The sequence below is a fragment of the Halomonas sp. Mc5H-6 genome (assembly GCF_024124705.1).
In the GTDB taxonomy this organism is placed as follows: Bacteria; Pseudomonadota; Gammaproteobacteria; order Pseudomonadales; family Halomonadaceae; genus Vreelandella; species Vreelandella subterranea.
Window position 1 is genome coordinate 419,667 of record NZ_JAMXSI010000002.1, and the last position, 14,622, is coordinate 434,288.

Here is a 14,622-nt window from a genome sequence, read left to right on the forward strand (position 1 = left end):
CGATATCCGCTATGCGGAGCCATGTTCTTTGATGCTGCCTTGACGTGCGCATCATTAAACGAGTCAGAGACGCTTACGATGTTTTTTGCCGGAACAACCGGCCTACCAAGGTGTGATTAATGACCTCGACTTCTGTCGCTTCGCCGAGCTTCGGCGATCTTGCTTTATTGCCTGCCGTTCTGACTGCTGTTGAATCTCAGGGCTATGAAACTCCCTCTCCCATTCAGGCGCAGACCATTCCTGCGTTGCTCGAAGGCCGGGATATGCTGGGCCAGGCGCAAACCGGTACCGGTAAAACCGCGGCGTTCGCATTGCCATTGTTATCGCGTCTGGAACTGACGCGCCGTGAGCCTCAGGTGCTGGTCATGGCACCAACTCGCGAGCTTGCTCAGCAGGTGGCGGTCTCGTTCAGTAAATACGGTCAAAACCTTAAAGGTCTTGAAGTGGCTACCCTGTGTGGTGGTCAAGAGTACCGTGAACAGCTCGGCGCGCTGAAGCGCGGTGCCCAGGTCATTGTCGGCACCCCTGGCCGGATTATCGACCATCTCGACCGCGGCAGCCTGAAACTCGACGGCCTGACGGCGCTCGTGCTGGACGAGGCGGACGAAATGCTGCGTATGGGCTTTATCGACGACGTAAAACGCGTGGTTGCCGATACCCCGAAAGATGCGCAGCGTGTGTTCTTCTCAGCGACACTGCCCACTGAAATCGAGCGCATCGTTAACCGTTACCTGGTTAACCCGGTTAAAGTCGCGATCGAGTCGGGCACCACGACCGGCGAAAACATCGAACAGCGCATCGTGCGTGTTGACGGCGGCGCCAAGCTTGAAGCGCTGTCGCGCATTCTTGAAGTCGAGCCGGTCGATGGCGCCATTGTCTTCGTCCGTACCCGTGCCGCCTGTACCACGCTGGTTGAGCAGTTGACGGCGCGTGGCGTTAATGCCGCAGGCCTGTCGGGTGACCTTGACCAGAGCCTGCGTGAGCGCACCATCACCCGTTTGAAGCGTGGCAAGGTCGACGTGCTGATCGCCACCGATGTGGCTGCCCGTGGTCTTGACGTGTCGCGGATCACCCACGTCATCAACTACGATCTGCCCCAGGATGCAGAAGCTTATACGCACCGTATCGGTCGTACTGGCCGTGCCGGGCGTAGCGGTATCGCGATTACCTTTGCCGGTTTCCGTGAAGGTCGCAAAGTGGGCTGGATGGAGCAGGCAACCGGTCAGAAAATGACCGAAATGCCGCTACCTGACGAATCTGCTATTCGTGCGCACCGGGATGAAGTATTCCACCAGCGCGTCATTGCCTCGTTGACCAAAGGGGCAGAAGAACAGCGTGCGCTGATCGAGCGTCTGGTCGAAGAAGGTCATGACCCGATCGAGCTGGCCTGTGCATTCTCTGCCATGGCCCGCGCTGATGAAGCACCGATTGGTCGTTTGCAGGCACCGCGCAAAGAGAAGCCCTCGCGTGATGGCGCGTCTGGCGGCAAACCGGGTGCTCGCCGTGAGCGTTCAAACACGCCCAGCGAAGGCATGACCCGCTACCGCGTTTCTGTCGGCCATAAAGACGGCGTCAAGCCCGGTCAACTGGTCGGTGCGCTGGCGAACGAAGGAGGCATCGAAGGCGCACGCATCGGGCGTATCGATATCCGCAATGCCTTCTCGGTGGTTGAACTGCCCAGCGGTCTGCCGTCCACCATTCTGACGAAAATGGCCCGTGCCCGTGTCTCCGGCCGTCCGCTGGAAATCAGCGAAGACAGCGCACCAGAGCGTGCCCCGCGCCGCCGCCGTGATGAAGGCGATGCGCCGGTCCGTCGCCGCGAACGCGCCTAAGGTGCCATCAGTTGCCGCTTAGCGGTCACTGGTGATATCCCGACGCCCCCGTGCCTTCCCAGGTGCGGGGGCGTTTTTTTGCTACCGTGTTCATCATTTAACCGCTCAAGGATGAAACCATGTCGGCACCGCTACACGAATGGAACCTTGCGCCCAAGGACGCGATGGCGCTGCAGACGGAGTTGGCAAAGCGGCTCGAGCTGAGTGACCGACTCGACCCGGTGCGCCACCTTGCCGGGGTGGATATCGGCTTTGAGGATGGCGGCGCAACAACCCGGGCAGCGGTGGTGGTGCTCAAATGGGACCCTGATACTGCGCCTGACTTAAGCGTGATAGAGCAAGTGGTTCACCGCGAGCCCACGCGGATGCCCTATATCCCCGGGCTGCTGTCGTTTCGAGAAATCCCTGCTGCGCTTGGCGCCTTCGCAAAGCTGGCCGTTCAACCCGAACTGGTGATGGTGGACGGACAGGGCATCGCCCATCCACGGAGACTGGGGGTGGCTGCTCACCTGGGGTTGTGGCTGGACACACCCACCATTGGCATTGCCAAATCCCGGCTGACGGGCCGCCATGCCGAGGTAGGCGAGCAGCGTGGCGATTGGGTGCCGCTCACTGACCGCGGCGGCGAGGTGATTGGCGCCGTGTTGCGCTCCAGAACCAGGGTGAAACCGGTGTTTGTATCGCCTGGCCACCGCCTGTCACTGGACACGTCGTTGCAATGGGTGCTGCGCTGCCTGGGGGCGACCAAACTGCCAGAGCCCACCCGTCTGGCAGACCGGCTAGCCTCGCGGCGGGATCAAAGACGCGGTTGATTACACAAACGCCAGGAAGCGGCGCAGCAGACCGGATGCCTCTGGCGTGTCGTGAACCCCACTGATCAGGGCGTCGGGGTCTTCGCCCTGATCGCGCAGCGCTGCTCGCTGACGCTCAAGATACGCCCGCATCACCGGTGCAGTGAATTCGGGGTGAAACTGCACGCTCCATTGGCGTGGTCCATAGCGCAGTGCCTGATGGGCATCGTGGCTGTTATGCGCAAGCACCGTGGCATTGTGGGGTAGTTGCATGACCGATTGCGCATGGGTGAGATGCGCCGGGAAGGACACGGGCAACTGGCTGAAGAGGGGGTCCTGCTGGCCGGCCTGGGTAAGCCGTACCCGATGCGTGCCCGATTCCCGACCGGCGGGGTGGTAATCGCTGACGCCGTCAAAGGCCGCGGCCATGAGCTGGTGCCCGTAACATACGCCGAGCATTGGCACGTCGTCGGCCAGCGCCTGCTTGAGCCAGGGCTTTAGCGCCTCACTCCATGGCGGCGCTTCACTCACCATGCTGTGCGAACCGGTGATAACCACGCCAGCCAATGAAGCGGGCGAGGCCGTTGGTGTGCTCTCCCGCGCATCCCACACGCTTAACGTCATGCCGTCAGGTAGCGCCTCACGCAGCTGCTGGATAAAAAGCTGCTCGAAATCACCGTGCTGTTCGACCACTTCCGGGAAGGCATCACCGGTTTTGATAATCACTAAAGAAGGCATGATGGCTCTCGTCTTGACGCGGTGTATGACAAACCCAGCTAGGATAATTCCCTTTTAGGATGCAGTATAGACATCCCATACTATGTTCAGGAGCCTGATATGCAACAGATTACCCGTGCCGGTGAACCGATGGATGTCGCCGGTCGTTTGCCAGCCCCAGGAGAAGTGGCGCCTGCCATGACGCTCACCAACAGTGAGCTTCAGGATGTCACCCTTGATACGTATCAAGGCAAACGCAAAGTGCTCAATATTATTCCCAGCGTCGATACGCCGACTTGTGCGATGTCGACCCGGCAGTTTAACGAGCTGGCGTCCAAACTGGACAATACCGTGGTGTTGGTGGTGTCGGCCGATTTACCCTTCGCGGCCAAGCGGTTTTGTGGCGCGGAGGGGCTGGACGATGTCGAAACACTGTCCACCTTCCGCCATCGCGAATTTCAGGAAGCCTGGGGCGTGGCGTTGTGCAACAGTGCCATGGAAGGGCTATGCGCCCGCGCCGTCGTGGTGCTGGACGCCGATAACAGGGTGCTGCACAGCGAGCTGGTCAGTGAGTTGAAAAACCAGCCGGACTACGACGCGGCACTCGCCGCCCTTAACCCCTGATAGCGGTTCGATGACGCTCTGCCGCCGCCACCAGCGCGCGAATCAAGCGCTGCTGGGGGCGGTTGAACACCAGCCATTCGGGGTGCCATTGCACGCCCAGCAGAAAATCGTGGTCCCGGGACTCAATACCCTGAACCAGGCCGTCGCGGTCGCGGGCGACAATGTCGATTCCCTTGCCAGCCCGGTTGACGGCTTGATGGTGCAGGCTATTAACGCGGCACCAGGACACGCCGAGCAGGCGGTGCAGCTTACTGGCCCCGACGATATCGACGGTCTTGCGCGGGAGCACCGTGCGGCGCCGCTTGATGCCCTCATGGGTGGTATAAATATCCGGGTCCAGGGTGCCGCCCAGGTGGACGTTGATCAGTTGGGCACCCCGGCAGATTCCCAGGACGGGGGTATGCCGCGGGATAAAATGTTCCAGCAGTTTGAGTTCCAGCTCATCCCGGGCTGGGTCAAGGCGCACGCCTAACTGCACCTCCCCGCCATACAGGGACGTCTGAATATCATCACCACCGCCGATGATGAGTCCATCCAGGTCGTCGGGCATGGGTCTTGACGGTGATAAACGCAGCGGTCGGCCGCCGTGGCGCCAGACCGCAAACCAGTCGAAACACCAGGCAAGCTGGCTTTTTGCATCGGAAGTGGTAATGCCAATTAACGGGCGGGCCATGCAAGGGCACTCTTGGTCGATGTGAATGAATAGACGGTAACAGGCGTATCGCAACGATGATGCGATCAACGCCTCGTCAGAAGCGCTCACCCCACCAGCGCTTGGCGCGGCTTGCCAGGCGAGTGATCAATGGCCGGTTATGCTGGGCGATATAGTGATCACAGCGTGCGGCCAGGGTCTCCTTGGCGGCTGCCAAGCGTTCCACGGCGACCCAGCGGTTCCATTCGGTGACGCCTCCCCAATGGGGCTCCGAAAGCTGCGCATTAGGTAGGCGGTAATGAAACGTTGGCCGTGGTTGGGTCAACTCACCATGCAACAGCTTGTGCGGGTGGTCAGGGCGAAGGTAAGCAAACAGGGGCAGTAAATCCAGTTCCCGGTTGCGGGTGGGATTGTAGTACAGGTAGTCATCAATCAGGGTGTCGATATCCGGCGTGTACTGACGGTTTAATACCTTGAGCGCATACTCTTTGGGGAAGGGGTTGGCGTGGGGCAGCACTTCGCGGGTGATGTCCACCTTGATCTCGCTGCGCAACCAGCTTGCCAGGAGCAGGTAGGCGCGCAGCATCGACAGCAGGTAATCCACATCTTCGCGCTCCACTTCAGGGTTGAGGTGCAACCCGAAACCGTAAAGTAAGCTGGCATCCGTGCCTTTTGCCCCATGGGTCCGCAACGCTTCGAATAGCGTATCGAGTTCGTCGAGTTCGTTCCAGGGCACCGGCGGGCACACGATCTCTGTGGGCACCAGCCCCGTGACCATATCGCCAATCAACTCGCGGGTCTTGCGGTGGAACTCCAGGCGGTGTTGGTGCTGCTGGCGCGACCACTCGCTGTCCAGCTCGTGGTGTTCCTCCAATAGCGCCCGGTCAGGATGCGCATATTGGGTATCCAGTTCAATACCAAACTCGCCCCAGCGGGTGCCTTCGACCAGTAGCCGGTGGGGGCTGACCACGTTAAGCTCACCACCAAACAGTTCGCACACAATCAGGGCTGTGTCACGTGGGGGCAAGCCGGCGAACTCGATTTCGACACCGACCTTGCGGGTTTCGCCCTTTGAGTTCCACCCATTCGGTGGCGCTTCTAACGTCATCTCGGCATCCTGTGAGGTGAACGATTTGTGGGCTCAGCCTATCATAGTCACGCACTTGGGCTGAGAATATTCGCTCAGCGAGCCCTTTACGGGGATAATCATGCGGCATTGCCTTTTGATGCCTTGGTTCAGGAGTAATATGTGCGACCGCACTGGCTAATCAATACCGTTGTTCGTTTTATTTTCATCATGCTGATGGGCGTCATGGCGTCCCACGCTCATGCACAGGCGATCTCGTTGCCAAGCCTCGGCGGTGGTGAATCGGAAGAGCAGAACGACGTCAGCAGTGAGGACTTTCAGGGGTCGCTGAATGACGTGATTTCAGTGCTCGAAGACGAAGAGCGGCGCAGTGAGTTGATCAACTCGCTGCGTGAACTGCAAACGACCACGCAAGAAGCCAGTGGGGATGAAGGGGTGGTTCGCCAGGGGGTGCTGGGGGCGCTCGCGGATACGCTCACCGACATCGGCGAGCAGGCTCAGGCGGGGGGATCGCCAGTAGAGGAGTGGCAGCGTCAGTTGGTTAACGGCGGTAAAGGGTTGCAGGCCGTGGCCAGTAGTGCCAGTCGAGGCGAGATGATTCGTGCGGTGGCCGAAGGCGCTGTGCTTGCAGTGGTCTGGGTTGTGCTGCTGGTGTCCATGATCGGTGCGGGAAGGGTGATCGCCAAGCGTCGCAAGTGGCCGCTGGATTTGCCCCGCGACCCTAAAGGCTGGCTGATGGTCGTGCACTTCTTTCGGCGTATCCTGCCCTGGACACTGGCGTTTGCGATCACGCTGGGGATTGGCCAGTTGATGGCTTACAGCCCGGGCCGAACCATGGTGCTGGTCGTGGCCTATATTTGCGTTTGTGGTCGACTGCTATCGGTGGTGTTTGAAACCGTTGTGGCTTTCTTCAGCCGTGGGCATCGGTTTACGGCTGTGCAATTGCTGCATCAGCGTGCTCTGCGCAGCCTGTTTGTCATTGGTGCGCTGATTGCACTGGGCGACGCGGTGAATTCGAGCCGCATTGTCGAAATGCTGGGCACCGAGCTTTCCAGCCTGGTTTCCGTGCTGGCCAATATGCTGGCAGCGTTGATCTCGGCGCGTTTCGTGATCAAATTCAAGCGTCCAGTGCGCCACCTGATCTGTAATCGCCCCTACCGGCAACGGCGGGATGCCAACACTGCTGTGGAGATGATTCGTGCGCTCGGTGGGCTGTGGCATATCCCGGCACTTTTGTTGGTAGGTGGCTCGCTGCTGGCGATCTTTATTACCGTTGGCGATGTGGGCACGGCACTTGCCCGGTCGATCATTTCGGCGAGCCTGCTGGTGCTGACGTTGGTCGTGACGGGCCTGCTGCGTCGTCAAGCCGAGCGCTTGGGCAAGCGCCGCCATCGCCGCCGTCGGCAGAGTCAGTATCGCAAGCGGCTGGAGCGTTTTGGGTTCGTGCTGGCACATATTTGTGCCTGGGTGGTTTTTGCCGAACTGTCGATGCAGGTGTGGGGTAGCTCGATGTTTGGCCTGGGCCAGCGCGGCCTGGCCGGTGCACAGCTTGGTCCCGCCCTGGTGAGCCTGGGGGGAACCGTGCTGCTGGCGTGGCTGGTATGGATATTTGCCGATACGGCCATTCAGCGGGCGTTGATCTCATCGACGCGCTCCCGCGGCAAGCGGGTCAATCAGGCGCGTGCGCAAACCATCACGCCGATGATCCGCAATGTCATTTTCATCACGATTCTGATTATTGCCGTTATTGCCGGACTCGCCAATTTGGGTGTTAACGTGACGCCGTTGCTGGCGGGTGCCGGTGTGATTGGTCTGGCGATCGGCTTCGGGGCGCAAACGCTGGTACAGGATCTGATCACGGGTATTTTTATCCTGATCGAAGACTCCCTGGCCGTGGACGATTTCGTCGAAATCAACGGCCACATGGGCACGGTAGAAGGCCTGACCCTGCGCACGGTCAGGCTGCGCGACCTCGACGGCATCGTGCATATCATCACGTTCAGCCGCATCGAATCGATCCACAATATGTCCCGGCAGTTCGGTATTGCGCTGATGCGTATCCGGATTCCCCACGACATGAAAATAGACGATGCCATCCATTTGATGCAGGAAACCGCCCAGGAACTGCGCAAGGATCCGATGATGCGCCACCATATCTGGTCGCCGCTGGAGATGCAGGGAATCGACAGTTTCGACGATGGTGGGGCGATTTTGCGCATGCGGTTCCGTACCGCACCCGAAATGCAATGGGACGTGGCCCGCGCCTTTAACCTGATGTTGAAACAACGCATGGAAGCCGACGGTGTCGACCTGGGCGTGCCACGTTTGAGTGTCAGCATGGAGGGTCAGGCAGGCGGCCTGATGGCGCCTGACAGCAGCGTTGAGATGAACCTGGAGGACGGTAGTGAGGCTGGCCACGGTCAGTCCAGCCAGAATGCCAGCGATCCTGAAGAGGCAGCAGAAGGGAGGGAAAGGCCAACGCCCCCCAAACCTGCCCCCATGCCGACCAAAGCCGAAATCAGGAAAGATGAGCGGCAGCGTAAGGGAAGTGAAGAAGACCGTCGCCTATCCCGCGGCAAGCCCCAGGCAGAGGGCAAATCCCATTACGACGCCGATACCGGCCCCGGTAGCGAACACGGCGACGAGTAGCCAGGGGCCTCGCCAGCGACGCCAGCGGTTGTACAGCGAGACCGCGTTGCTGACGCGGTCGACCAGTTCATCGTGGCGCGAAATGGCATGATCCGGGGGCAGTGAAAAATCGTTGGCCACATCACCTTGCCAGTGGGCCCCGTGGGTCAAGCCGAGTCGCGCACGCAGGCAGCCAATATCGTTGAGCGTGTGATGTAGCGTATCGTAGGCCTCACGGTGCTCGTTGACCGCGAGAACACTCTCAGCGTCCTGGCGTAGGGCGCTGTTGGGGCAGCGCATCACGGCATTCTGGATGTCGTGCTCACTGGCCTCTGGTGAAAGCGATAGGCGTTGATACAAATCGCGCATAAGGATGGTCTTGTTCCGTCGGTCGCTGCTGCGTCTTTTTAGTAGGTTTGCATCAGGTAATCATACGCGTTTTTGATGCGCTGAAAACGTGCGGATGCCAGTGCCACCTGATGCTCGCTTTCGGTGAAAAAGCGGTCCGGGTGATGAAGCTGTGCCATGCGCCGATAGGCGAGGCGTACGTCGCTACGACTGGCCCCCGGCGGCAGTCCGAGTACCGCCAGGGCACGCGTGGTGCGGTCCGGAGGAGGCGCGGTGCGTTGCCACTGGCGGCGTTCTCCCTGGGCGCGTTCGTAACGGGACCGGTCTTGCCGCGCCTGCTCACGTTGGGCCTGATCGCGGCGGCTCTGGTCATCGCGTTGCCGTTGGCGTTCACGCTCCTGTCGGGCATGCGCCTGACGCGCCTGGGCCTCTTCCTGTTGGCGCTGCTTTTCCTGCTGTTTTCGTTGTTTTTTCTGTTTGCGTTGCTGGTGTTTCTCGTCAGCCTGCTGTGCGGCTTCATCCCGAGCCTGCTGTTCAGCGGCGGCCTCGCGTGCCTTTTGGTTAAAGTAGTCCGGATTGTGACGTTGCCAATAGGCATGACGGCTGGGGTCCTCGGGGGACGTTAATGGCCTGCCGGTTAACTCATAAAACAGGGTGCTCAGCGTTGTGGGCGTCACATTGAGCAAGTCCGCCAGAAAGCGCAGGATATAATGGTTGGCCAGCGACAGGTCGCCGTCATCGGTTGCCACCGTGATCGACTGATGCAGGACACTCAGGCTGCGCTCTTGCGAGCACTCTTTACGTAGAATCTCGGCGGCCAGCTGAATGGCTTGAAGATCCTGATGATGGGCAATGCTCATGACCGGCCCCAATTCATGCCCATGACGAAACTGCGCCGTGACCTGGGCCAGGCGACGGCGTCGCTGGCCTTCCGACACGTGCTGGCGGTTAACAAGTACCCAAGCCAGCAATAGTAGCGTTGCCGTATCCACTTGGCTGCGGCTATTTAACAGCACCAGCTCAAAGGGTGAAAAACGGGCCATGGACATCCAAAGGCTCCCAAAGTGAAAAGAACAGCGGGCAATAGTGGCGTCAGGCGTGCCTTAAGGCAAGGCCTTCACCGGTTAGCGATGATGCCATGTTATCGCATTGACGTATCCAGGGAAGCAGGAGATTGGTGAGTTGATTAATGTAGAGCGCAAAAACAGCTTTCAACTGCGTATTTCACGGCGCTTGAAGGAGGAAACCTCTCACAATCTGGATATTTATCTGTTTGTACCGGGGGATCTTGGCCTTTCGACCCAGTTGATTTCGGAGGAAGCGTTTTACCACGCGGCGATTCAAGTGTCGCGTACCTACTACAGCGACGAATATCATCTGCCCCTGGTGCACAGCCGTTTGGCGAGCCGCAATCAGCTGGGCAGTGACTCCTATCGCCTGAGCCTCAGCCTTTATGCTTATCAATACGTGGGCGCGATGGAGCGCAATACCCAAGCCATGCTGACAAGTGCGCGGGAGATACGCCGAAGCGAAGATAAGCATCAGGTCGACCAGGAAAGTGTCCATCGGCTGCGTGACCAGCTGCAGCAAACCAGTGACTTGAGTGAAAGTATTCTGAGGCGCCTGCGCCGCCATCCGCCCCGGGATGAACGACTGACCAAGTATTTCACCAATATCGATAATTACCTGTCGTGGTTTACCGAACAGCAGTTATTGGCGCTGGTGGCTCACATGCCCAGGGGCGGTGAGTTTACCCCCATCCGTCACCGGTTCGTGGCGATTTGCCAGCGAGAAGAAGCGTACCGGCGCGAGCAGGAATACAACGCCGAACGGGTGATGGCTGACCCTACCCGGATGTCGAATAAAATGCGGTTGCTGCGTCGCTTGATCGAGTATCCCATTACCCTTAAGCAGCGGCCCCAGGAGTTGGGCGGCGGTGAGCAAAAAGCCGTCAAAGCCCTGGCGACGGCCGTGGTCATGGCCTTTGTTTCGTTTGGCGTACTTCGCCTGCGCGATACCCTCGGTGATATCACCTCGTTGTTCGTGATTGCCATGGCCGTACTTTATGCCATGCGCGAAGTGTTCAAAGACGATTTACGTAACACCCTATGGCGCTGGTTGCGCCGTGGGCGGCCTAAGTGGCGGCGGCAGTACGTCGACCCCAACCGCAATGTATCGGTGGGGCATCAACTGGAATGGTTCGACTATAAGCGCTATTCGTCTCTGGACCCTGAAATTCAGCGGTTGCGTCGCCGGACCGTGGCCCAGCGTGAGGAGGTGGTGCTGCATTACCGTTCGCGCTCCCGCATGTCACCGACCCGCTTCCTAAGTGGTTACGAACACACCCAGGAAAGTTTGACGCTGGATATCTCCATGCTGACCCGGCTGATGAGCAAGGGCAAGTATGATATCTACCGGCTTAAAGAAGACCAGGCCGTGCGCGAAAGTGTCGAGCGTCGTCACCTGTTTAATTTGGTCATTCGCGAAACCGGCAGCGAAGACCAGCCTTACCTGGCTCGCTGGAAGGTCGTGGTCAGCCGGTCTGGGATTGTCGATGTAGAAAAAGTCGGGGAGAGCGGCACAGCAAAGGTCAGTGAAAAAGACCGGTGAATAAGCTGCGCTAGATCAAAAAGACGCCAACTAAATGGTGTCAGCATGGGCAACTGAAGAGCAGCGAACTAGTCTGAAGTAGAGGGCTTTGCAAATTACGACGATAACGTCGCAAGGGCCCGTTGCCAGGAGGAGCACCATGCAAGCTATCGATATCATGACGCCCAAAGTGGTGAGTGTGGCGCCCGACACCGATGTGCGCGATATAGCACAATTGCTGCTGAGCCACCGTATTAGTGCCGTCCCGGTGGTGGATGACGAGCATCGGGTGGTCGGGATCGTCAGCGAAGGCGATTTGATGCGTCGCCTAAAAGACGATGACGGCCAGCCCCAGTCAGGGTGGTTGTCGCTTTTGAGTGGCGGAAAAAGTTCGCGCGACTATGTGAAATCCCATGGCCGTAAAGCTCAGGATGTCATGACGCCCGACCCACTGAGTGTCGAGGAAAACACGCCAATACACAGTATTGCTCGCCTGCTGGAAAAGCACCACATCAAACGTGTGCCTGTTCTGCGTGATGGCAAATTGGTGGGCATCGTCAGTCGCGCCAATTTACTGCAAGGCATTGCGAATGCTGTCGTGGGGCCGACGCAATCGCCTGCCGACGATCGCCAAATTCGCGACGCCATCCTCAACGACGTTGAGCGCCATACCGACGTGCGCGTCGAAAATATCAGTCTGATCGTCGATGGCGGCGCTGTGGAAGTCTGGGGGCTGGTTGAATCCCTTGAACAGAAAAAGGCCGTGACGGTGGTGGCAGAGAACGTTCCAGGAGTGAAACAGGTTGAAAATAACCTGGGCATGATGCCCCGAGGCGTAGGCTATATGTAAGATCAGCCTGGCAGATGGCGTACAAATGCCCGCTATTGAGTAGCGGGCTTCTGGCCTTGATTGCCTGGTTTAGCCCAAGGCGTTAACTCACTGACTTGATGGCTTGCTCAAGGTTTTCCACGCTGCGCTGGGTATGGTGCAGCTTATCGAGGCCAAACAGGCCAATGCGGAAGGTCTGGAAGTGGTCGCCCTCATCGCACATCAGTGGCACCCCGCCTGCCACTTGTACGCCTGCCTGGGCAAGCTTGCCGACCAGGCCGCTGTCATCGGTGTAGCACACCACCACACCCGGCGCGTCAAAGCCATCTGCTGCGACGCTTTTAAAACCGTGGCGCTTGAGCATGGCGCGAACTTCTCGGCCGACCGCCTGCTGCTCCTCTTTGACCTTGCCAAAGCCGTAGTCACGCGTTTCCTGCATGATGTCGCGCAGCTGGCGCAGGGCATCGGTGGGCATGGTCGCGTGATAGGCGTGCCCGCCGTTCTCGTAGGCCCGCATGATGCTGTGCCACTTGCCCAGGTCGCAGGCAAAGCTGTTGCTCTGAGTCTCGGCAAGACGCTGGGTCGCACGTTCTGAGAGCATCACCATGGCGCAGCAGGGCGAGCCGCTCCAGCCTTTCTGCGGCGCACTGACCACGACATCCACCCCCAGCGCCTGCATGTCCACCCACAATGTACCCGCGGCAATGGCGTCGAGCACGAACAGGCCGCCCACGTCACGGGTTGCCTGGGCAACGGTGCGGATGTAGTCGTCCGGCAAGAGCATCCCGGCGGACGTTTCCACCTGAGGGGCAAAAACGACCGCAGGCTTTTCAGCGCGAATGCGCTCGGCAACCTCGTCGGCGGGGACCGGCGCAAAGGGCGACTGGGGGTCGTTGGGGTCTTCGCGCCGCGCTTTCAGCACGGTGTGCTGGTCGGTCAGTCGGCCCATCTCGATAATCTGCGTCCAACGGTAGCTGAACCAGCCGTTACGGATCACCAGCGTCGGTTGGTCGACGGCAAACTGGCGCGCCACCGCTTCCATGCCGAAGGTGCCGCTACCCGGCACGATCACTGCAGCATGGGCGTTGTAGACCTCTTTCAGCGTGGCGGAAATATCCCGCATCACGCCCTGAAACTGTTGCGACATATGGTTCAGCGAGCGGTCGGTGTAGACCACCGAATATTCCAGCAGGCCGTCGGGATCGACGTTGGGCAGTAGGCCAGCCATGGCGTTCTCCAAAAAAGTGGTGTGCTCTTGACGGCACACTCTGCGTCAACAAAAGCGTGAGCTTAAGAGTACGAGTAATAAACGCACAAAACCAGCCCGTGGGCTGGTCTGTGGTGGGGTACCTGACGGCTTAGCGCGGCGGCAGTTGCTCGGGGCCGAAGGCGTCGGGCAGCAGCGTTTCCATGGTGTAGGTTTTCAGTACTTCGCCTTCGCGAGAGAGCACCATGATCTGCGTGTCGGGCGTGGCAAACTCGCGGATACGCTGGCGACAGTCGCCGCAGGGCGTACACAGGTGCTCGCCGGGCCCCATGACATAGACCTTGGCAAGCTCACGCTGCCCGGCCGTGGCCATGGCTGAAATGGCCGAGGCTTCGGCACAGAGCCCCTTGTAGTGGGCCACTTCGACGTTGCCGCCGACGAACTGCTGGCCATCCGGACACTCCATCACGGCGGCCACCGGGTGGTTGGAGTAGGGCGCATAGGCATTGCCAAGCGCTGTCAGTAGTGTCTCAACCAGTGCCGTATCGACTTGGCTCATGGCGATTTCCTTGGTGTTGGCCTTCAGGTGCGCGCTGCGTCGTCGCGTAATACCGTGTCGAGCGCAATCGTCATCATGTCGTTGAAGGTGGTTTGACGGTCTTTGCTTGAGAGCGAGTCGCCTTTCAGAATATGGTCGGATACCGTGCAGATGGTCAGTGCCCGGGCGCCGAATTCCGCGGCCACGCCGTAGAGACCCGCGGCTTCCATCTCGACACCGACAATGCCGTAGCGTTTGAGCAGCTCGGCCATCTCGGTTTGCGGGTTGTAGAACAGATCCGCCGAGAAGATGTTGCCGACTTTCACCGGCACGTTTTGCGCGTTGGCGGCGGCGACCGCGTGCTGGGTCAGGTCGAAGTCGGCAATCGCGGCAAAGTCGTGGTCGTTGAAGCGCATGCGATTGACCTTGGAGTCGGTGCAGGCACCCATGCCGATGACCACATCGCGAACGTTGACGTCGTCGCGAACCGCCCCGCAGGAGCCCACGCGAATGACGGATTTAACACCGTAGTCGGTGATCAGCTCTTTGGCGTAGATCGAGACCGAGGGGATGCCCATGCCGTGGCCCATGACGGAAATCTCGCGGCCTTTATAGGTGCCGGTGTAGCCCAGCATGCTGCGCACGTCGTTGACCTGGCGGACATCGTCCAGGTAGGTCTCGGCGATGAACTTGGCACGTAGCGGGTCGCCGGGCATCAGCACGGTATCGGCAAAATCGCCTTTCTCAGCATTAATATGTGGTGTCGCCATTGTAGGTTTC

The 14,622-nt window shown here is 59.5% G+C and carries 14 protein-coding genes; 6 read left to right on the plus strand and 8 right to left on the minus strand.

Features of this window, described 5'->3' with window-relative positions:
* Positions 1-119 precede the first annotated feature (119 nt).
* Together NH395_RS05280 and nfi are read left to right on the plus strand one after the other, a co-directional pair.
* Positions 120-1,832, plus strand: a complete 1,713-nt coding sequence (locus tag NH395_RS05280; RefSeq protein WP_253022930.1) for a DEAD/DEAH box helicase — start codon at positions 120-122, stop codon at positions 1,830-1,832.
* Between the two features lie 119 nt (positions 1,833-1,951).
* Entirely contained in the window at positions 1,952-2,644 is a 693-nt protein-coding gene (nfi, locus tag NH395_RS05285; RefSeq protein ID WP_253022931.1) for a deoxyribonuclease V, read from the plus strand.
* Here nfi and NH395_RS05290 read toward each other — a convergent pair whose 3' ends face one another.
* Positions 2,645-3,361, minus strand: a complete 717-nt coding sequence (locus NH395_RS05290) for a glutamine amidotransferase (RefSeq protein WP_253022932.1) — start codon at positions 3,359-3,361, stop codon at positions 2,645-2,647.
* A 99-nt stretch (positions 3,362-3,460) separates the two neighbouring features.
* Here NH395_RS05290 and tpx point away from each other — a divergent pair, with 99 nt between their 5' ends.
* Positions 3,461-3,964 (plus strand): thiol peroxidase, encoded by a 504-nt coding sequence (gene tpx, locus NH395_RS05295; RefSeq protein WP_253022933.1) that lies wholly within the window; start codon positions 3,461-3,463, stop codon positions 3,962-3,964.
* On the opposite strand, the gene NH395_RS05300 is transcribed toward tpx, so the two are convergent.
* Together NH395_RS05300 and NH395_RS05305 are read right to left on the minus strand one after the other, a co-directional pair.
* Positions 3,954-4,637 carry a type 1 glutamine amidotransferase gene (locus NH395_RS05300; protein WP_253022934.1) on the minus strand — a complete coding sequence of 228 codons (684 nt, stop codon included), beginning with the start codon at positions 4,635-4,637 and terminating at the stop codon, positions 3,954-3,956. The genes tpx and NH395_RS05300 overlap by 11 nt on opposite strands.
* A gap of 76 nt (positions 4,638-4,713) precedes the next feature.
* Positions 4,714-5,724 carry an amidoligase family protein gene (locus NH395_RS05305; RefSeq protein WP_253022935.1) on the minus strand — a complete coding sequence of 337 codons (1,011 nt, stop codon included), beginning with the start codon at positions 5,722-5,724 and terminating at the stop codon, positions 4,714-4,716.
* Positions 5,725-5,865: 141 nt separating this feature from the next.
* Here NH395_RS05305 and NH395_RS05310 point away from each other — a divergent pair, with 141 nt between their 5' ends.
* Complete coding sequence (locus tag NH395_RS05310) at positions 5,866-8,352, plus strand: mechanosensitive ion channel family protein (RefSeq protein ID WP_253022945.1); 2,487 nt, start codon at positions 5,866-5,868, stop codon at positions 8,350-8,352.
* Here NH395_RS05310 and NH395_RS05315 read toward each other — a convergent pair.
* Positions 8,269-8,700, minus strand: coding sequence for a hypothetical protein (locus tag NH395_RS05315; protein ID WP_253022947.1), 432 nt, complete (start codon positions 8,698-8,700; stop codon positions 8,269-8,271). The two genes, NH395_RS05310 and NH395_RS05315, sit on opposite strands and share 84 nt — an antisense overlap.
* 38 nt (positions 8,701-8,738) lie before the next feature.
* Positions 8,739-9,728, minus strand: coding sequence for a J domain-containing protein (locus NH395_RS05320; protein ID WP_253022949.1), 990 nt, complete (start codon positions 9,726-9,728; stop codon positions 8,739-8,741).
* Positions 9,729-9,861: 133 nt separating this feature from the next.
* Between NH395_RS05320 and NH395_RS05325 the strand changes: the two genes are divergently transcribed.
* Positions 9,862-11,289 (plus strand): hypothetical protein, encoded by a 1,428-nt coding sequence (locus NH395_RS05325; RefSeq protein WP_253022951.1) that lies wholly within the window; start codon positions 9,862-9,864, stop codon positions 11,287-11,289.
* A gap of 139 nt (positions 11,290-11,428) precedes the next feature.
* Positions 11,429-12,118 (plus strand): CBS domain-containing protein, encoded by a 690-nt coding sequence (locus NH395_RS05330; RefSeq protein WP_253022952.1) that lies wholly within the window; start codon positions 11,429-11,431, stop codon positions 12,116-12,118.
* Between the two features lie 82 nt (positions 12,119-12,200).
* Here NH395_RS05330 and NH395_RS05335 read toward each other — a convergent pair whose 3' ends face one another.
* The 3 genes from NH395_RS05335 to deoD all read right to left on the minus strand — a co-directional run bounded on the left by NH395_RS05335 (position 12,201) and on the right by deoD (position 14,612).
* The gene (locus NH395_RS05335) at positions 12,201-13,325 is read right to left on the minus strand and encodes an aminotransferase class V-fold PLP-dependent enzyme (protein ID WP_253022954.1); all 1,125 of its coding nucleotides are present in this window, start codon (positions 13,323-13,325) and stop codon (positions 12,201-12,203) included.
* Between the two features lie 130 nt (positions 13,326-13,455).
* The gene (gene cdd / locus NH395_RS05340) at positions 13,456-13,863 is read right to left on the minus strand and encodes a cytidine deaminase (RefSeq protein ID WP_253022956.1); all 408 of its coding nucleotides are present in this window, start codon (positions 13,861-13,863) and stop codon (positions 13,456-13,458) included.
* Between the two features lie 23 nt (positions 13,864-13,886).
* Positions 13,887-14,612: a purine-nucleoside phosphorylase gene (gene deoD / locus NH395_RS05345; RefSeq protein WP_092826966.1), complete on the minus strand. Its 726-nt coding sequence runs from the start codon at positions 14,610-14,612 to the stop codon at positions 13,887-13,889.
* Positions 14,613-14,622: the final 10 nt, after the last annotated feature.